Genomic DNA, 19,503 nt, shown 5'->3' on the forward strand with positions numbered 1-19,503 from the left:
GATCGCCCGGCCCGGTCCTCGCCGAGCGCCGCAACGTGCGGCTCGGCCGAACCCCCCGAGGCCGATCGCGCCGAGCTCGCGGCCGTCGCCGAGCAGCACGCGCGAGCGCCGCGCCGCCGCCTTCATTTCTGCCACTTCGGGCCCCCCGGATGCGGGGGCGGCAGAAATACGCTGTCGAGCGCGGTCCAGGCCCGCGCGCCTCGGGGAAGATGCAATGGCCCTTGGCCCTTGCATCCCGACTGCAGCAGTGCAAGAAGCACCTACCGGCGGTTTCCCGTTGGGCGAGGCCATATGACCACCGTAAGAAATAGTGATTTTGTCGGGAGGCGGGGGGTTCTCAAGCTCCTCGATATCTGCGCCGAGGCAAACCAGATTTGTCGTGAGTTCACGACGCATGACGTGGGGGTCGATGCGCAGATCGAGCTTGTGGACGGGATACATGCTTTGGCGCAGTATGTAAATGTGCAGGTAAAGACAGGAACGTCCCACGTCAACGAGTCGGACGAGTTCTGGTTTGTCGCCGATAGAAAGCACATGTTCTATTGGAACGGCAGCATGATTCCCGTGATTGCAGTGATTTATGACCCACTCACGAATCGCGCCGTCTGGATTGACGTAACGGGTGGCATGGGCGACAGAATAAGTCGGCAGGATTTTCGATGGTCGGTAAAGTTTGGACCGGAGAGCGTTCTTACGCCGGGGACCCTTCTTTCCAAAGTCATACCGACAGTCAAAGACCATATCGATAATGCCTTCTCCCGTCCGAGCGAGGGTGCGACGAGCCACGTAGTGTGGTTCATGTTGATCGGTATTCTTGTCTGTCCTGAATCGCCCACCCCGCTGGTAGCAGACGCGGCCTATCGCCTGGCCTTGTATCTGGGACAGGTTGACAATGCGCAGGCCGCGGCGGTTGTCGCCACCGTTAGCAGCCTCTCCAATGAACAGCTTCTCAGAGTCGTTGCCGCGGCTGACTATCTGTTTGAAAGAGGCGAATCCTTCGCCCAGCATGTTGCCAATTTGCTCGATAAAAGCAAAAGCACGATCCGGCAACTTGAGAAATTGATCAAGATGGGCGCAGTTCCGCCGCAGCACTTGGACGTTGCGATCCAAATTGTCGAGTCGTCGCAAAATGAATTCCGCGAAGATTTGTGGGCTCTTGCGCAGAAGCACAACGGCCCCGTTCTGCCGTAAGCGCTGTATGTTCGGAGGGGCGCTCATTGCCCCTCCTTTGGGCTCCGCTCGGACCCGAACCGCACTACCATTGCATGTCCATAAACCCGCTTCGCCGTCCCGCCCCCGTAATACGCCGCCATCCTCTCCTCGGTTAACCACGTCGTGACAATCGTCCGCAGCCGCGGCTCCTTGTGCCGGTAATCGATCACCTCCCGCGTCCCTGCCACCCGATCCGGAATCCACCCCGACCCCTCGGGAGCCGAATCAAGCTCGTCCCCCACGTCATCCAGCACGAGCACCGTCGCCGCCTTCGCCACCTCCCGCGCCGCCTCCGCCGCCACCGAATCCCCCCGCAGCGCCCGCGCCGCCACGAACCGCGCCCCCCGAGCGATCCGCACTTGCTCCGGTAGCGCCACCTCCACGTGGACCGGCCTCCTCGGCGCCCCCGTTTTCGCGAGCGGCCTCGAAGGAGCCGCATTCCCCACGAGCGCCGCCCGCACCTCGGCGGGAAGAGCATCGAACGTCCCACGCTGGATCACGTGCCGCAGCACGACGCACGCCGCCGACGTCTTCCCCACCTGCGGCTCCGGCCCGAGGATCACCACGTTTTTCCCCGCCTCGAAAGCCGCCATCAGCTCTCGCCGTACCCGGGCCCACCCCTGGATCCGCTCGTTTTTCAGCCGCTCCGCGACCTCGTCCCCACCCGGTACCGCCCACGCAAACCGCGCTGGGATCGAGCGCAGCGCCGGACGCAGCTCCGCATCGAATGCCGCCCGCCGCTCCTCGGTCGCGCACGCCTCGCAGATCCCAGGCAGCCGCGACATCCCCCCGCACCCGTGCCCGCACGGATACGCGCCCTCCCGCGGCATCGGGAAGAGCTCCCAATCCATGACCGCCGATGCCGAATAACTCGCGCCCGTCATAGGTAATTACCTCCCGCACAAGCCGGCCCAGATTCGTCCTCATCCGCCCGATCGATGGGCTCGGTCGAGAACAGCGGCTGCGCCCCGATCGCCCGACGTGGACCAGGGCCCCCCATCCGCGCTTCCTCGGTCTTGCCCTGCTTCCAGGCAAACTTGATCCCCATGCGGATCCAATTTTCCCAGGCTGCCCCCCAATCCGCCCAGCGCTGATCCTTCGCCCTCGCCTTGCTGCAAAACGTGGCACTCTCGTGCTCCACGTCCGCCTCCGTCCACGCGAGGCCGGCCTTTATCGCTAGGGCCAGCGCCCATTGACGCATCCCCGGCGAGGGAGCCCAGCCATCCGGCAGCGGTGTCAGCGGTTTTCGCCGTTTCGCCTTCCCGCCTTCGTCGCTCGCCGAGGCAATGCCCACGAGCCCCACCTGGCAGGGCGCGGCTTCCCCCGGCGCCGCGCCTCGAGCCCGACGCTTCGAGCTCCCCGGTTTCGTCGCCCCTCTCTCTGTCTTCTCTTTCTGTCTTTCAAGATCAGGATCCAGATCAAGATGCAGAGAGAGAGAAGGGAGCACCGCTGAACCGCCGGGCGGTCCAGGCAGAACCGCCGGGCGGTCCAGGCTGGACTGCCGGGCGGTCCAGGCACCCTTGTCCACTGCGCCGCCGCTGGACTGCCGGGCGGTCCAGGCATCGAACGCGCCGTTTTCGACCTCGCCGCCATCCTGAACCGCTGGGCGGTCCAGACTGGACTGCCCGGCAGTCCAGGCACTTTCATTCTCTGAACCGCCGGGCGGTCCAGGCTGAGCCGCTGGGCGGTCCAGCGCCCTCCGAGCTCGCACCCGCCGCCGAGGCTCCCCGCTGGGCCCGCCGAGCACTTCGAGCGCAATCCGGAACGCCATCACGGGACGCCGCGCCGTCGGCCCCTCGACCAAAAGCACGCCGATCTTTCGGAGGAATGCGACCACCTCCGCGACAACCGATTTGGACGTCCCGAGATCCCTTGCGATTGTCCCGTGGTTCGTCCGCGCGATCCCCTCGTGATCCATGCGTAGCGCGAGGGCCAGGAGCACGGCCTTTTCCGCCAGTTGCAGATCGGCCCGCGTTGCGTTGCGGATCGCGCCGATGGCGATCACCACGACGCTTGGACGCGAGCCGAGCACCCCAGGATCAAGCACCATCCTATTCCCCGAACAGCCCGAGTTGATTCGCCTTCACCAGCCGCCGCGCGTCGGTGCATTGCGACTTGATCGCCTCCCGCGCATGCGCCGCGATGCCCGGATCGATCTCGCACCCGACGAACCGCATCCCGAGCCGCCGCGCGGCAACCCCCGTCGAGCCGCCGCCCGCGAAGAAGTCGACGACCAGGCCCCCGGGAGGAGCCACGACCGAAAGGCACCGCTCGATCAGATCCGGAGGTTTCGCCGTTTGATGATTCCGGTCCGGCGCAGGGATGCGCGCCTGCCGCAGCACGTTCCCCGTTTTCACATCGTGAAAGACTCCGGTCCCTTTCACGAAATGGAGAACAACCTCATGCTGAGCACGAAAACCCGTCCCGAGCCCGGGTTGCTCCTTGTCCCAGATCACCATCGCCTGCCACCGGAGCCCGCTCGATTCGAGCGCCGGAGCGAGGAGGGGAATCATCTTCCAATCGCAGAAAACCCCGAGGCTCCCGCCCTCGACCAGCACGCGGAACGCCTGCACCGCGACGCACCGCAGGAGCCACACGAGCCCGGCCGAGCCCATGTTGTCATTGATGAACCAGCCAAGCTTTTTGACGCGCCGGTGCGTGACCATCCCGCGCGCCTGCCGCCGCGCCGTCTCCGTGAATCCCCCCGAGCAATACGGCGGATCGATCCACACGGCATGCGCGCAGCCGTCCGGCAGCTCCTCGGCGAGCTCGAGCGCGTCCGCCGTCGCGAGATGCCATCCCGCGCGCCCTTCGAGCACCTCGGCGAGCGACCCTTCGCCGCGAAGCTCCTTCCGCCCGTCCGTCGATCGTGCCGCCGACATCGAGCTCACGATCCACCCGCCGACCGTATGTTGTCAAGTGACAACGTAGGACCATGCCAGATGGCGCTTGCAACCCGGGCCGGACCGTGCGCAGCATCGAGCCATGGATCTTGGGGACCGGGTCAAGCAGGCCCGCCAGCTCCGCGGCATCAAGAGCACCGAGCTCGATCGCCTCGCAGGCGTGTCGCAGGGGACGACGAGCCGGCTCGAAAGCAAGCAGCGGGGGAAGTTCGGAGGGACCGCCACCACGGTTCAGCGCGTCGCGAAGGCCCTGCGCGTGAACATGGAGTGGCTCATGACGGGCCAGGGACCGATGGAGGAGACGGAGGAAGACCCGATCCCGAATCGCGCCTTGGCCGCGAGCATCGCGCGAGACGGAGGCGTCGACGAGGAGGCGATCCGCGCCGTGCTCGGGATGCCGGTCAAGGACGCCGAGGCCCGCACCGTCCTGTGGTGGATCGACGCCTTCCGCGCCCGCGAAGCCTTCCTCGCCCAGGAACGAGAGATCACCGGCGCAGCCCCAGCGAAGAAGCCGACGCGCACCCGAGCGCGCGCTACGTAGGGGAGGGGCGCCATTGTTGGCAGTTGACATGGTTGTCGTCTGCCAGTACCGTCTCCCGAGCCCCGCGCCGATCGCGCGGGCCGGGAGCGTGCTGCCATGGCGCGAGCGGAGCGACGACGCGACGACCAGGGCGAAGGGCAAGAGGCCGGCGCGCCGCGCCGAGCGAAAGCCGCCCGAGCACCCACAGCGCGCCCGCGCGTCAGCGGGAAGTGGACGCAAATCGCCCTCCTTCTACGCAGGCTCGCCGACCTCATCGAGGCGCCCGAAGGCGACGAGCCGGGCGACAACCGGCCGCGCCGTCGCCCCGTGCGATTCGATCTCCCACCGCCGCCGCCGCCCATTCGTCCCCCGAGTGAGCTCGACATGCAGCGAGCGACGGAAGACCTCCGCCGCCTCGGTTACAAGATAAACAAATGAGCGAGAAGGACAAACGCCGCGGGCGAGGCCGCGGAACGATCGAGGAGATGCCGAACGGCACGTTCCGCCCCCGCCTCCCCGGGGCCGGCGCGCGCCTCCGCCCGTGCGCCACGTACGAGGAAGCCGAGGACTTGCTCGAAGCCGCGCTCGTGAAGATCGGCCAAGCGGACGCCACCGAGCCCGGAGGCTTGACGCTTCGAGCGTGGGGCGTGCGCTACCTGGACGAGCGCGAGCTCGGCGGAAACCGCGACGTCAAGACCGACCGATCCCGCTGGCGAAGGCACATCGACACGGCCTATTTCGCAGACTGGCACGTCGCTTCGATCCGCACGCAGGACGTCCGCGAGTGGGGACGCGAACTCCTTCGGAAGAAGGCCGCACCCGGGCAGGGCCACAAGAAGACGAAGGATCGCAAAATCTCCCACGACACCGCGCAGTACAGCCTGAACCTCCTTCGATGCGCCCTCGAAGCCGCCGTCGAAGCGGGCCACCTCGAGGCGAACCCCGCCCGCGGTGTCCGCCTTCCTCAGAAGAAGAAGGCCCGCACCCACGACCCGTGGACGTACCTCACCCCCGAGGAGCAGACCGCGCTCATCACGTGCGAGGCGATCCCCCTCGAAGGCCGCTGCCTCATCGCCTTCGCCCTCGGGACGGGCATGCGCGAAAGCGAGCAGTGGGCGCAGCACCTCACGGACATCGACCTCGCACGGAACATGATCACCGTGCGCTACGGCTCCCACGGCAAACCGCGCAAGAACGGCCGGATCAACCACATCCCGATCCTGCCCCTCGCGCGCTGGGCCCTCGATCAGTGGCTCCCCATCGTCGCCGCGCGCCCGAACCCGCACCGCCTGTTGTTCCCGCTCCCCTCGGGAGCTCGACGCCAGGCGAAGAAGGCCCCCGCCGAGTGGCCCGAGTGGCTCGCCGCCGCGAACCTCCGGCCCGAGCGCCGCCACGACGGCCGCCACGTTCGATGGCACGACCTCCGCCACACGTGCGCGAGCTCTCTCGTCGCCGGATGGTGGGGCGATCCGTGGACTCTCGAACAAGTCGCCGCGCAGCTCGGGCACGCGTCGAGGGACTCGACCGAGCGGTACGCCCACCTCGCGCCGGGGGCTCTGCTCGCCCCCGCCGCCCGCCTCGATCTATCCAGGATCTATCCAGCGGCGGGACGGCGAGAGGAGCTAACTACGCGGAATCATTCAGCACCCCCGGCAGGAATCGGACCTGCGACCTTCGGTTTAGGAAACCGCTGCTCTATCCACTGAGCTACGGGGGCACGGCTGTCCTTCTTGGAACGAAGGACCGCGGGATCGTACGTGGCGGGTTGGGCGAGTCAAGGGGCAAGTGCGGTTTGCGATCGGTTCGGGGCTCCTTCCGTGTTCGGTACGACCTTGCATCGGCCTCGGGCTACGTGCTTGCGGTGTGGGCGGCTTGGGTTGCGGGGGGTTGTGGTAGCCTCGCGGACGGCATGCCGTATCGTTCCGAGCGCAAGCGTGACGTGGCGGAGAGGCCTGAGGCGGGGCCGGTGGCCGAGATGGTTCGGCAGTTTGCCGATCCGCATGCGTTCGTCCGGGAGCTCGTGCAGAACAGCATCGATGCGGGGGCGACGGCGATCGTCGTGCGCGTCGAACGGTCGGGGGGGAGTGTCACGACCTCCGTCCAGGATGACGGCGTGGGCATGGATCGGGCCGTCATCGAGGGGCCTTTGCTCACGCTGTTCAATTCCTCCAAAGAGGGCGATTCGTCCAAGATCGGCAAATATGGCGTCGGGTTCGTCAGCGTCTTCGCCGTCGATCCCGAGGTCGTCGAGATTGATACTTGGCGGGATGGGGCTTGCCATCGCGTTCGATTGTTTCGGGATCATCGGTATGAGCTCGAACGGCTCGCGCCGCGGGCCGGCAGTGGGACGATCGTCTCGCTGCATCAGACCATGGAGGCGGCTCGGTTCGAGGAGCATCGGGCTCGGATCGAGGGCGCGCTCTTGCGGTGGTGCAGGTATGCGGCCGTGCCCATTGAATTGCACGTGTCCGATCCGGATCGACCCGAGGGGAGTGGGGCGCGGCGGATCGATGGGCCGCTCGGCGTACCGGCGCCGATCTTCGTGGAGACGCATCGGGGCGGGCAGCGTATCGTCGTGGGGCCTTCGGCGGGGTCGGAGAGGTTTTGCGCGACGGCGCCCGCGCCCGAGGACCCGGCGTGGGGGAAGCCCACGTTTGCGGGGTTTTACAATCGCGGGCTCACGCTGTTCGAGACCATCGAGCCCCTCCTCCCGGGGCTCGAGCAGGTGCGGTTTCGCGTCGATAGCCCCCATTTGCGACATACGTTGAGCCGCGACAACGTGCTCCGGGATCGGGCGTTTCATTCTGTCCTTTCGCAGGTGCGCGACCTCGTCCGGGGATCGCTCGCGCGGGAGCTCGGCTCGCGGCTCGCGCGGGCGGCACGGGGACTCGCGAAGGCGAAGCCGCCGTACGACGAGGACGTCGTGCTCTCGTACGTCGCATTGCTGGAGGCGGCTTGTGCATCGCCGCTCGCTTTGCCCAAGGACGAGGTCGTCTTGCCGCTCGTCGCGGCCTGGGAGGGGAGACACGTCGCTGCCGAGGGGAAACTCTTCAAGCGCAAGGAGATGTTCGTCGCGCCGATCGCCGATGAGCTCGGCCGCGCGCTCGCGCAAATCGGAGAGCCCGTCGTGCTCGTGCCGCATCCGGCCATCGTCTCGTCGCTCTCCGCGCGCGGGCCTTTGCCGGGCCCGCTCGCGGTCGAGAAACATTGGCTGCTTTTGCACGAGCTTTCGAGCGAAGAAATCACGAAGGCGGACGGGGAGCTCTGCCTCGGCGTCCAGGAGGCCCTGCGCGGGGCGGGGATTCGTGTCGATCGGGTGGCGCTCGCGCGGCCGGGCGCGGCCATTGCCGCGCCTTGTGTCCTCGTCCAGGGCGACGTGCGGTGCGTCGGCGTCGGGGTTTGGCTTTGCCGGATGGGGTTTGCGGATCGGGGGTGGGGTGAGGAGCGGGTCCGGGGTGGGCTCCTCCTCGACGCGACGAACGAGGCCGTTCTCGCCGCGCGGGAGCGGGCGCGCGAGGATGCGTTCGTCGCGGCGCACCTGCTCGCGCGGATCCTCCTGCTCTCGCGCGACGACCCGTCCGGCAAGGTCTCCGATGCGCTGTTCGAGGCTTCGGCGAAGGTGATGGCATGACCGGAATGGGGGAGGAAGGGCGCGAGATTCTCGCCCGGGGGCGCATTCGTGTCGACGCGCGGCGCGCGCTCGCCAAGCTGCGCGAGCACCTGCTCGTCGATTTGCACCTGTATGCCGCGGAGATCGCGCGGGCCGCGGTCGCTTCGGGGGCCACGTTCCTCGACGTGCAATACGACGCCGACGACGTCGTGTTCGTGTTCGACGGCGAGCCGGTGGCGGAGAACGAATTGCCGCGGCTGCTCGATCACGTGCTCGGGGATTCCGGGGGCTCGGGGCGAGCGTTGCGGGGGCTCGCGCTCGGCGTCAATGCGGCGCTCGGGCTCGGGCCTTCGTTCGTCGACATTCACATTCGGGCCGCGGGGGAGGCGAAGGCCGCGCGGGTGCGGTTCGTTCCCTCGGTCCTCGCCGGCGAGGATGCGCCGCTGCCGGCGGTCGAGCGGGTCGCTTTGCCCAAGGCAATGCCGGAGCGGGGCACGCGGGTGCACGTGCGCCGGCGCATTGGATTCGAGACGTTGAAGCGCGCGGCGCGGCGGGAGCTTCCGCGCGAGATCGGGCTCCTCGCCGATGCGATGCACGACGCGCCGCTCGCGCTCCGGAGAGCCGGGGACAAACTTCCTCTCGCGCCGCGTCCGCCGGCTCTTTTGCGGGTGCGGTTTCGCGAGAAGGACATCCGGCGGGGCGTCGTCGAAATCCTCGCGGTGCCCGCGGGGCCGCCGGTCGTCGAGTATCTCGAGCTCGGGGTCCTTCTTTTGCGGCGGCCCTTCGCGGCGGAGCCCATGTTCCCGAGCGCGGCGCACGCGCAGGTCGAGCTCCCGGTTCGCGTGCTGGTCGACGCGGACGAGCTGCCCACGAATGCCTCGCGCTCCGCATTACGCGAGGACGCGGGCCTCGCTTTGCGCGCGGAGCAGGCGGCGAGGAGCGGGCTCGTCGATGCGCTGCGCACGCTCGTGACGCTCGTCACGGGCGAGGGAAAACCTTTGCCCGACGTGGAGGTCCTCGAACACGACGAGGCGCGGCTCGAAGACGCGCTCGGCGCATTCGTATGTGTCGCGGCGGGGGCGCTCGAGCGCGGCGGGGACGTGGCCGAGCAGGCGCGAGCGCTGCTCGAATTGCCGCTGCTTCGAAATGCAGTCGGCGGGCCGCTCACGCCGATGGCGTTGCTTTCGCGGGGCAACGTCCCCGTGTACGTCTTCGAGGGGAAGGAGCCTGCGCCCGCGGAGCTCGAACCCTGGCTCGACGACGTGGTCTGGGCGCGTGGTCGCCTCGCGGAGCGGATCCTCGTCGATTTCGAGATCCAGGGCGCGGAGAAGCGCATCGCCGCGGCGCAGGCCGCGCATGAGCGCAGGCGACGCCTGCATGCGCGACCGCGCAGCGAGCCCTCTGTGCCGCTGGAGTCGGATCACGTCGTCAAGGAGACGTTCCACGTCAAGGACGGCGTCTTTCGGGGGCTGCGCGGGCAGCTCGCGCTCGGCGCGGAAGGAATCGGCTCGGGGCAACGGCCTTCGACGATTCGGATATACGTCGAGGGGCGGCACATCGATACGATCACCGTCGACCGGGACAAACTGCCGCTGGCGATCGACGCGGCCCTTGCCTGGGACGGGCAGATCGTGCCCCGTTTTTCTTACGAGGGCGTGCACGACAGCGACGCGCTGCGCCTCGCCATTTTCCAGCTCACGCGCCTCTCGCTCCTCGCGCTCGGCTCGCACGTCGAGCGGCTCGCCCAGGAAAAACGCGCCGCGGACCTCGAACGATTGCGACCGCTCGTGCGCGCGGCGGTCGGTGCGTTCGTGCTCGCGGCCGAGGCGCTCGGCATCGAAAACCCTCCGCCCGAGCCGGCGCTCTCCGCGTACACGCCGATCTGGACCCGGAGCTTTTGGCCTTCGCCCGATGCGGACCGGCTCCCGCTGAGCCTCGCCGAGCTGCGCACCTACGTCGATCGCACGAATGCCATCTGCCACGTGCCGCCGGGGACCACGGGGGTTGCTCCGGACAAGCGGCCCGTCGTGGTCGCCACGGATCTCGAGCTCGGCTGGCTCGGAAAAGTATTTCGTGGTGTGACGCTGGTTCCTTATGCGCGGGCCTTGCGGCAACCCCGGGAGCCCGTGACGCAGCGGCTCGCCATGTTCCACGAGCTCTGTGCGTCGCGACGCGCGGAGGGGCCGTTCGCCGAAGTATTACCGTCGATGCCTTTCGAGGTGCAGCAGGGGCGCGGTGTCATCGCGCCTGCTCGGAAGGACGAGATTCTCTGGCTTCACGCGGGGGTCTTGCTCCAGGTCGTCGCGACGGAGAAATACATCGAGCCCACCACGATCGTCGTCGATTACGACGGGCTCGTGCCCGCGCCCTCGTGGGATCGAATCGCGTGGACCCGGGACATGGGGTTTCTCGTGCCCGTGCGCGACGAGCTTTTGAAGCGGATCGTCGGGGCGCTCGAAGGGAACCCGGAGGCGCGCGCGGCGCTGAAGGATGCGCCGACGGGCGCGCCGGGGCCCCTGCTCCGGGCGTATGTCATCGAGGCGATCACGCGGCACCGAAATCACCCGCTCACGGAGCGGATCGAGGCGCTCCCGCTCGTGCCGGTCCTCGACGAGGAGGGGCGGCCGGAGCTCGTCTCGCTCGAATCGGTGCGGAAGAGGTATCCGGAGCCGGAGATGATTCCGTTCCTTCGGGCAGCGCCGGATTTTCCGACGCTCTCCTGGCGCCCGGTCCTTTGCCTCGACGACCGCGAGGCGTACGCGTTCGAGCGGTGGGCGGGCGGTCGCGCCAAAAATGCGAAGGACGAGCTCGAAGCGCGGCGGCAAGGCGCGCGCACCGCGTACGACAGGCGGGTATTTCGCGCCAAACCCGCGCTCGATCCCTTCGTGTGCGGGCCGCTCGCCGAGCCCGAGGGGCTGACGGCGCTCTGGTACGAGGAGGAGCAGACCGAGACGTCCATGTCCGTCGCGGCGGCCTTGCCGAAGCGCGGGCTCGAGCTTCCCGCGGCCGAGATCGAGATCCTCCTCGACAAGCGGCTCCTCTGCACGCGGGAGCTCACCGGAATGCCCGTCCCCGTCGTGGCGCGTATTCTCCTCGCCTCGGAGGCGTTCGTCGTGCCCTTCTCGGACGTGACGCCCGCGGGCGTGTCGGTCGCGGAGGCGCGCGTCTATTCGGCGGCCTGCTCGCTCGCGGCCGGGCTCGTCGAGCGCGCGAAGGGCCGAGAGCGCGCCGCGTTTTTCGGGGACATCCGGGTCCTGCGCCTCGTCGCCGCGCTGTACAAAGTCTCGGCGCAGGATCGCACCCGCTCGGAGATCCTCCAGGCGGATTTCGCGCTCCGCTCGGCGGATTTCCGCTGGCCCACCGTGCAAGGAGACGAGCGCGCGTTCGCCGAGCTCGTCCCGGGCGCGAGCAAGCTCTTTCATGGGCGGGAGCGTTATTCGCAATGGCAAACCCCGACGCGCGGCGGGAGCGAGCTCGACGCGCCGATCGTGCACGTGCCATCCTCGCCGGAGGGGAATCTCTTGCGGGAGATCCTCGCCGGCATGGGTTACGAGCTCGTCGACGTGAGCGAGGCCATCGCGGCTTTGCAGGCGCGGCGCACGGGCGAAGCGGCGCACGGTCGGCCGAGGCTCCCGGGCTCGCCGGCGCACCCCGCGCTGCGGATCGATCTCGCGTCGTTGCATTCGCATTACGAGGGGGAAATCGAGCTCACGGAGAGCGAGCGCGCGGACGTGCAGGTCGAGACCTTGCGCGGGGAGATCGTGGCGCTCGACGTCGAGGGGATGTTCCCGTTCCGCGCGAAGGTGCGGGTCGAGGACGTCGAGCTCGACGACAAGGACAAACACCACCTCGCCGTGGATCTCACGAAATCGGCGAAGAAGCACCTCGAATCGCTCGCCGACAAGCTCGACGAGCTTCCCTCGTTCGTCCGGACCTCGCTCCGTCGGGTCGTCTGCGCGCATTCGCGCAAGGATCAGACGCTCGCCAAGCGTCGGACCGCGATGCGCGTGTTCCCCGATATCCTCGGCGGATTCCATTCGATCGCCGACATCGAGGGGGATGGTTCGTCCCCGTATCCGTACGTCAACTTCCCGCCGCCCTATCCCACGTCGCCGCGCCCGCGTCCGCCGCTCGCGCTCACGGTCGAGGAGTTCGAGGCGATCCGCTCGCGTGCCGCGTTCGAGGACGTGTCGCAGGCCCTCAAGCGCGAGCTTGCGGCCGAACAACGAAGGCTCGCCCCGCAGCTCGATTTCATCGGCCTCGACGCGACGCAGCGGGCGAAATGCATGGAGGTGATCCCGCTCCGCGGCGACGGCGTCCTCGGTGAGATCGGGATCCTCATGCCCGAGCACGCGGCTGCGCGCGGGATTCACGTGCACACGACGCGGCGGCTTCTTTGCCGCGTGCTCGACGGCGACGGCTGGCCCGTCCTCGCCGTGGTGAACGACGACGCGCTTCCGACGAACCGCGGATTCGATGGGATCAAGGGGCACGCGGCGCGCGAGGGCCTGCGGGCGCGCGTCGTCGGGCAAGCGAACGAGCACCTCGGAAAGTGGTTTGTCCCGCCGCCCGGGGTCCTCGCCGAGCTCGCCGTGCACGGCCCGGTCCCCGGCGTGCCGCTCTTCGTGAAGGGAATGTTGTGGCTCTCGCCCTCCTGGGCCGGCGCGGGGCGCATCGAGGTGCGGGACGCGACGCAGAAGGAGACGGTTGCCCGCCATTACGAGATCCCGGGCCTGAAGCATTTCGATGGCACGGTGCCGGTCTGCGGGCGGCTGCTCGTCGCGCCGACCAAGGTCGGGAACCTCGACAAGGCGGAGACGCGCGGGGCGCTCACGAAGTTCCTCCTGCATCGAACGGTCGAAATGGTCGACGCCGCCCGAGAGCAGGGCGCGCCCGCGGACCTGCTCGAAGGGTATCGGTGGATCTTGAAGTTTCTCGGCGGCGACGTGGGCGAGCTCGACGTCGTGGCGGCCGATGGATCACGCGTGCCGGCGTCCGAGGTCGTGGCGCAGGTCGAGGCGAAAGGCGAGGTGTGGGTCACGCGCGGCGAGGGCACGAGCGAAGGGGTTTTTCCGGGGCAGGCGCCGTCGTTCGTCCTGCGCGACGGCGGCGTGCTCGCGTCGGTGCTCCGGGCGAGGACGCGGATCGTTCGGGAGCTCGGCGGGATCGTCCTGGAGAGGCGCGCCGCGCCGCCGCCCGAGGCGATGCAGCCCGCGGTGCTCGCGGCCGTGCACGCGTTCACCTATGGGTCTGTCGTGCCAACCCCGCCGGCCGATCCGAGCATCGAGATCACGCCGTTCATCGCGCCCGACATCGTCGAGCCCAAGGCGCCCGAGGCCGAGGCCGGCATCGAGGAGGAGCCTGCTTCCTCGTGGTTCGGCGGGCTCGTATCGCGCGTGGTCATGCTCTTCGATCCGCCCGAGCCGGTGGAGCCGGCCACGCGCGCGCTCGGTCCTTGGCTCTTGCAGGCGATCGACAAACTCGGCCTCGCGCCGACGAAGGTCGTCACGGGGGTGCGGTATGCGCGGAGCGGCCGGCCTCTTCGCTTCGATGCCGAATCCGGAAAACTCGTCCTGAACCGCTCGCATCCGGAGGTGCGCGCCCTCGCCGCGAAAGCCGCGGAGGATCCGCGCGCCCGCGCCTTGCTCGTCGCGGCGGCCGTGCGTGAGATCAACCGCGTCCTCGAGGTCGTCACGGATGCCACGGAGAAGCGCGTCCTTCTGTCGCTGCTCCGCGGCGAGCCGCTCTGACGTGCGCGTGGAGCGGGGCGCGTGCTACAAGTGCCCGATCCCATGATTGATTTCGTCGCTCTTACGACCCCGCGCCTCGTCGCGCCGGGCCGATGTTCGCTCGACGTCCCGGATGGCTGGCAGCAGGGGCGCGGCGCGTTCGGAGGGTTTTGCCTCGCCGTGCTCGTGCGGGCCATCGAATCGATGGAGGACGACAAGGAGAGGCCTTTGCGTTCGCTGACGGCCGAGCTCTGCGGGCCGCTTCTTCCCGGGCCTGCGGAGGTGCTCGTCGAGGTCCTGCGCCGCGGCTCCGGCATGACGACCGTGGCGGCGCGTATCGTGCAAGAAGGCTCCGTGATCTCGCACGCCGTCGGCATTCTCGCGCGTTCGCGGGCCGATACCACCAAGCTCCGCACGTTCACGCCGCCTTCGCTCCCGCCGTGGAACGACGTCGCTCCCTTGGCTTCGCAAGAATGGCCGACCTTCGCGAAGTTTTTCGAGTATCGCGTGACGGGCCCAATGCCTTTTTCGCGGCATTCGTCGCCGGTCACGGAGAACTGGGTACGGCTGCGTCCTCCGTGCCCCGAGCTCGACGCCGCGTATCTCACGGCGCTCGCGGACGCGACCTGGCCCGCGTCGTTTTCCGTCATGCCCGAGCCGCGCCCCGTCGGCACCGTCTCGTTCACGCTCCAGCTCTTTCCGCCGTTCGACCGCGGGAAACCCGACGCGCCGCTCTATCACCGCGGTGAGGTGCTCGTCGCGGCCGACGGATACTCGGTCGAACGGCGAGAGCTCTGGACCGAGGGGGGAGAGCTCCTGGCGCTGAACCACCAGACCATCGCCACGATTCGTTGACATAGGGCGCGTGGACGGCGGGCTAGGGGGCGGGGGGTCGCTCCCCACACCTCGGGCGAACCGGGCAGGGGGTGGTGGGCGCTCGACTCCCCGTGGTAGCCTCGGGTCCGATGGCGCTGTCCGAAAACATCCAGTTCTACGCCGCGACGGACGTAGGCCGCGTACGTGATCACAACGAGGACAACTTCCTCGTCGACAAGAAGCTCGCGCTCTCCATCGTCGCGGATGGCATGGGCGGGCATGCGGCCGGCGAAGTGGCGAGCGCGCTCGCGGTGCGGATCATTCACGAGGAGGTCAAGAAGCACAAGGACGTCGTCGAGAAGTACGCGCGCGAGGGCGTGAGCGGTCGGGCAGGCGCCAAGGAGATCCTCGCGATGCTGGAGCTCGCCGTGCAGCGAGCCTGCGCGAAGATCCACGACGAGGCGAAGCAAGACGCGAACAAACGCGGCATGGGCACGACGCTGTCGGCCCTCCTGATCGTGGCCTCGCACGGCTTCATCGCGCACGTCGGCGACAGCCGCATCTACCTGCTGCGCGGCGGGAAGGTGCAGCAAATCACCGAGGATCACACCGTCTACAACGAGCTCATCAAGCGCGGCAAGCTCACGCGCGATCAGATCGAGAAGGTCGCGCAGAAGAACGCGATCACGCGCGCCGTCGGCGTCTACGAGCGGGTCGAGGTCGACACGCTGACGATCGAGGTGCTGCCCGGCGACCAGTTCCTGCTCGCCTCCGACGGCCTGCACGGATACATCGCGCACACGGCGGAGCTCGAGCCGTACTTCGAGGAAGCCGACGGCGAGACGGCGACGCGGGAGCTCATCGATCTCGCGAACCGGAAGGGCGGCAAGGACAACATCACCGCGATCCTGGTTCGCCTCGGCGCCGGCGACAAACAGGACGACACGCGCGCGCGGCGGCTTCACCTCAAGCGCGAGGTGCTCGCGAAGATGCCGCTCTTCTCGCGCCTGTCCGAGCGCGAGATGCTCCGGATCATGCAGGTCGCGGACGTGGTCTCCTACGACGTCGATCAGGTCGTCGTGCAGGAAGGCGATCGCGGCGACGAGCTCTTCATCGTGCTCTCGGGCCAGGTGCGCATCAGCCGCGGCGAGACGGTGCTGAACGAGTTCGGCCCGGGCGAGCATTTCGGCGAGATGGCGCTGATCCGCGCGATGCCGCGATCGGCGACGGTGACCGCGATCGAGCCGAGTGAGCTCATCGTGCTGCACAGGAACGACTTCTTCGAGATCCTGCGCAAGGAGCACGAGCTCGCGGTGAAGCTGCTCTGGCAGTTCCTCGGCGTGCTCGCGGACAGGCTCGATCAGACCTCGCGTGATCTCAGCTCGGCGCGCGAGGAGCTCAACGCGGAGGACATCACGGACGCGATCTTCCCGGACGAGATCGAGCCGGGCATGGACGACGCGCCCATCACCGAGCCTCGCCCCCGCGACAGCTTCCTCCCCGAGCCCCCCTCGGACCCATCGCCCCTTCCCGGGGCCTGAGAAGGGCCGCGCCGCCTGGGGCATACGGGTTTCCTGGTAGTTCCAATTGACACGTTCGCCCCAGCGCCGGTAGCGTCCGTCCAACGGAAAGGTCTGCCATGGAAGGCGCAACGTTCTGCGATCGCAAGGGCAATGGCTTTCGCCTCGGGCGGCGGGGCCTGGGATCGCCTGTCTCGCTCGCGCTCACCCTCGCTTCGGGGCTCGTGTCGTCGCTCGTGACGACCGGCGCGCTCGCGGACGAACCGCGCAGCGCCACCGAGCCGCGCGTGATGCAGGAGCCCGGCGAGGTGGTGAACGTGATCGACGCCTTCGACGAGGGCGACGCGTTCGACATCGCGATCAGCCTCGGCTTCCAGTACTCGACGAAGAGCGCGAAGGTCCAGCGCGAGACGAACGTCTTCGGGCCGGGCCTCACGTCGGGCGGGTTCACGTCGAACCTCATGAACGTGGCGCAGTTCAGCGAGCAGACCTCGCGCCTCATCCCGCGCGTCGACATCGGCCTCTACAAGGATCTCGCGCTCTACTTCCGCACGCCGATCATCCTGAACAACTCGCGCGAGCTCACGGGCCTCAACGGCAGCGATCGCGTGCAGAGCGTGGTGCTTCAGGGCGCGCCGGGCGAGCAGCTCTTCAGCCTGCCGTTCAACTCACCCGATCGCAGCGGCCTCGAGTACCTCGCGGTCGGCATCGACACGAGCGCGTTCATGAACCAGGCGCGTGATCGCACGAAGCCCACGCTGCTCTTCGGCGTCGAGGGTCGCTTCGCGCTCGGCACGCCCATGCACGCGTGCAACCCCGACGCGCCTTCGGGACAGCTCAAGTGCGCGCACCCGTCGGACATCAACCGCAACGGGCAGCGTGACGTCACCGCTCCGAACGACCCGAACAACAACCTCGAAGGCTTCGACGTCTCCGAGCGCGACCCCGGCGTCACGCGCGGCACGATCGGGCTCGAGGTGCACACGCTCGTCTCGAAGCGCATCAAGTACCTCGAGCCGTACGGCGGCTTCTCCGCGCTCTTCGAGTTCCAGCAGGAGGACTCGGATTACGGCATCACGGATCTCGAGGGCTCGCTCGTGAACCGTCCGCCGATCCGGGGCACGATGACGCTCGGCCTCATGATCATCCCGTGGGAGAACCGCGAGAAGTTCGGCCGGCTCACCTTCGATCTGCGCGTGCAGGGCACGTACACGTCGGAGGGCCGCGATTACTCGGAGATCTACGATGCGCTCGGCGCGAGCACGGCGGCCTCGCTGCGCCAGCCGCAGTGGGCGAAGTACATGTCCAACCCGGCCTACAACCCGGACGCGCAGCCCGGGATGGAGCAAGCGCACTCGATCATCGATCCGCAGTCGCAGAAGACGTACGTCACGGGTCTGACCGACGTGCAGCAATACGCGTCGATCCGCGGGCAAGCGTCGGTGACGTGGCAGGCGAGCGAGTACGTGAAGTTCAACCTGGGCTTCGGGTTCACGCATGATCAGAAGCACGGGATCACGGCGGATCAGCCGTGCAACCCGTCGTTCAAGGACAACCCGGGCGCGACGGGCCCCTGCAACTTCAAGACCGATCTTTCGGGCGGCGGTGAGCTGATCACCGCCACGGGTATTCCGAACCCGAACTATCGGCCCACGATCAACGCAGTCGGGAGGCGGTTCTGGGTGAGCGACAGCAACACCTTCGACGTCTTCGCGAGCGGCGTGGTGATGTTCTGAAAGGCAGCCGCGCGGCTCGGCTTCTGGGGGTCGTCGCGGCGCTCGGCTTCGCGAGTCCCGCCCTGGCCGAAGCCCCGCGGACGAACGGCGCGGCGAGCGCGAGCGCAGAGCCCTCGCGTAGCTCCGCCGTCCTGTTTCCCACGAAGATCCGGCGGCGCCCGGGGACCACGGGCGAACCCGGCGAAGGCGCGGATCTCGTGCCGATCGCGGGGCAGCTCGACGCGTTGCTCGCGGACGCGGCGCAGGATCTCGGGCTCGTGCTGGATCTCGATCAGCGCGGCGCGGCGCCCGACGACGAGGCCGAGCTCGTGGCGCTTTCGAGCTCGCTCGGCGGTACGCTGATCGTGCCGAGCGTGAAGGCGCGGGACGGCGAGATCGAGCTTCGGATCGTGCTCGCCGAGGCGTCGTCGCCCGAGCTCCGGGTCCGGATCGAGCGAGTGAGCCGCGACGATCTTTCGGTGCGCGCGGTCGTGATGCTGCGGGATCTCGTGACGGGGCTGCGCTCGCAGCCGGCGCGGCGAGCCGAGCCGCGGCGCGCGCCCGAGGGGACGCTGACGGTCCCCGCGAAGAGCGCGGGCCGCACGGCGCTCGCGGTGAATGCGACGCTCTTCGGCGGGGTGCTCGGGTATTCGATCCAGCGTGCGAGCGGCTCGGAGGATCCGCGGCTCCTGTATCCGCTGCTCGCGGTCGGCGCGGGGGGCGGGCTCGTGATGTCGATCCTCGCGGCGGAGGAGTGGGACGTCGGGGTGGGCTCCGCGTGGTTCGTCGCGTCGGGCGCGTGGTGGCCGTCGATCGCGGGGCACCTGATCTACGCGGGTCGGTTCGGCACGGCGTGGGCCGAGGGCGAGCAGTGGACGGCGGGGCTCGTGGCGGGGACGACGGGGCTTTCGCTCTCGACGCTGGCGCTCGCGCTGCGCGGGATGTCGGAGGGCGGGGCGCTGCTCGCGCACTCGGGCGGCGGGCTCGGGCTCGTGCTCGGGGGCGTGACGGAGGCGCTCGTGCGGGGCAACGTGGACAGCTTTCCGATCACGGGGATGGGGTACGGCGCGGGGCTCGGCTGGCTCGGTGCGGCGGCGCTGGCGGTGCACTGGCGGCCCCCGGCGAACCGGGTGGTGGCGATGGATCTCGGGGCGCTGCTCGGCGGTCTCGGTGGCGCGGCGCTCGGCAGCCCGCTCTTGCTCGACGGGCCGAACGAGACGCAGCAGCGGGTCTGGGTCGGGATGACGGGCGGCATGGCGCTCGCAGGGGCCGCGATCGGGTGGTTCATGACGAAGCCGAAGGCGGAGGCGTCAGAAAAATCGCGGAAGCAAGCGCACGGGGAGGCCCCGGGGATGCTGCCGATCTTCGGGGTGATCGGGCAGAGCCAGGTGGGAGAGCGGCGCGCGCCCGTCGTGGGGCTATCGTGGAGCGGGACGTTGCGGTAGAGCAGCGAGCGTTCGTCGCAGGCGGCGGACATC

Annotated in this window: 13 protein-coding genes and 1 tRNA gene; 9 read left to right on the top strand and 5 right to left on the bottom strand. The window is 68.6% G+C overall.

The window, feature by feature from the left end; translation table 11 throughout:
* Positions 1–291: 291 nt before the first annotated feature.
* Entirely contained in the window at positions 292–1,191 is a 900-nt protein-coding gene (locus tag QHF83_RS22515; protein WP_282419960.1) for a DUF4365 domain-containing protein, read from the top strand.
* A gap of 23 nt (positions 1,192–1,214) precedes the next feature.
* Here QHF83_RS22515 and QHF83_RS22520 read toward each other — a convergent pair whose 3' ends face one another.
* Genes QHF83_RS22520 through QHF83_RS22530 form a run of 3 tightly spaced genes read right to left on the bottom strand, consistent with a single transcriptional unit; the run spans position 1,215 to position 4,094 of the window.
* On the bottom strand, positions 1,215–2,063 hold the full coding sequence (locus QHF83_RS22520; protein WP_282419961.1) for a hypothetical protein: 849 nt from the start codon (positions 2,061–2,063) through the stop codon (positions 1,215–1,217).
* A gap of 29 nt (positions 2,064–2,092) precedes the next feature.
* Positions 2,093–3,262 (bottom strand): hypothetical protein, encoded by a 1,170-nt coding sequence (locus QHF83_RS22525; protein ID WP_282419962.1) that lies wholly within the window; start codon positions 3,260–3,262, stop codon positions 2,093–2,095.
* A gap of 1 nt (position 3,263) precedes the next feature.
* Entirely contained in the window at positions 3,264–4,094 is an 831-nt protein-coding gene (locus QHF83_RS22530) for a site-specific DNA-methyltransferase (RefSeq protein WP_282419963.1), read from the bottom strand.
* 103 nt (positions 4,095–4,197) lie between these two features.
* On the opposite strand from QHF83_RS22530, the gene QHF83_RS22535 reads away from it, so the two are divergent.
* Both QHF83_RS22535 and QHF83_RS22540 read left to right on the top strand, forming a co-directional pair.
* A complete protein-coding gene (locus QHF83_RS22535; RefSeq protein ID WP_282419964.1) occupies positions 4,198–4,656 on the top strand; it encodes a helix-turn-helix domain-containing protein in 459 nt (152 codons plus the stop codon).
* Between the two features lie 96 nt (positions 4,657–4,752).
* The gene (locus QHF83_RS22540) at positions 4,753–5,073 is read left to right on the top strand and encodes a hypothetical protein (protein ID WP_282419965.1); all 321 of its coding nucleotides are present in this window, start codon (positions 4,753–4,755) and stop codon (positions 5,071–5,073) included.
* Here the strand turns inward: QHF83_RS22540 and QHF83_RS22545 are convergent.
* Positions 5,055–6,041, bottom strand: a complete 987-nt coding sequence (locus QHF83_RS22545) for a hypothetical protein (protein ID WP_282419966.1) — start codon at positions 6,039–6,041, stop codon at positions 5,055–5,057. The genes QHF83_RS22540 and QHF83_RS22545 overlap by 19 nt on opposite strands.
* Positions 6,042–6,279: 238 nt before the next feature.
* Positions 6,280–6,352, bottom strand: a tRNA-Arg gene (locus QHF83_RS22550).
* A gap of 192 nt (positions 6,353–6,544) precedes the next feature.
* On the opposite strand from QHF83_RS22550, the gene QHF83_RS22555 reads away from it, so the two are divergent.
* From QHF83_RS22555 to QHF83_RS22580, 6 genes are all read left to right on the top strand, one after another.
* Positions 6,545–8,266, top strand: a complete 1,722-nt coding sequence (locus tag QHF83_RS22555) for an ATP-binding protein (protein ID WP_282419967.1) — start codon at positions 6,545–6,547, stop codon at positions 8,264–8,266.
* Complete coding sequence (locus QHF83_RS22560) at positions 8,263–13,995, top strand: hypothetical protein (protein ID WP_282419968.1); 5,733 nt, start codon at positions 8,263–8,265, stop codon at positions 13,993–13,995. Before QHF83_RS22555 ends, QHF83_RS22560 begins: the two co-directional genes overlap by 4 nt.
* Before the next feature lie 42 nt (positions 13,996–14,037).
* Positions 14,038–14,829, top strand: coding sequence for a thioesterase family protein (locus tag QHF83_RS22565; RefSeq protein ID WP_282419969.1), 792 nt, complete (start codon positions 14,038–14,040; stop codon positions 14,827–14,829).
* 110 nt (positions 14,830–14,939) lie between these two features.
* Positions 14,940–16,331, top strand: a complete 1,392-nt coding sequence (locus tag QHF83_RS22570) for a Stp1/IreP family PP2C-type Ser/Thr phosphatase (RefSeq protein ID WP_282419970.1) — start codon at positions 14,940–14,942, stop codon at positions 16,329–16,331.
* 98 nt (positions 16,332–16,429) lie between these two features.
* Entirely contained in the window at positions 16,430–18,046 is a 1,617-nt protein-coding gene (locus QHF83_RS22575; protein WP_282419971.1) for a hypothetical protein, read from the top strand.
* Positions 18,047–18,243: 197 nt separating this feature from the next.
* Positions 18,244–19,470 (top strand): hypothetical protein, encoded by a 1,227-nt coding sequence (locus QHF83_RS22580; RefSeq protein ID WP_282419972.1) that lies wholly within the window; start codon positions 18,244–18,246, stop codon positions 19,468–19,470.
* Positions 19,471–19,503: the final 33 nt, after the last annotated feature.

This window comes from Polyangium sp. 15x6, from assembly GCF_029960785.1.
GTDB lineage: Bacteria > Myxococcota_A > Polyangia > Polyangiales > Polyangiaceae > Polyangium.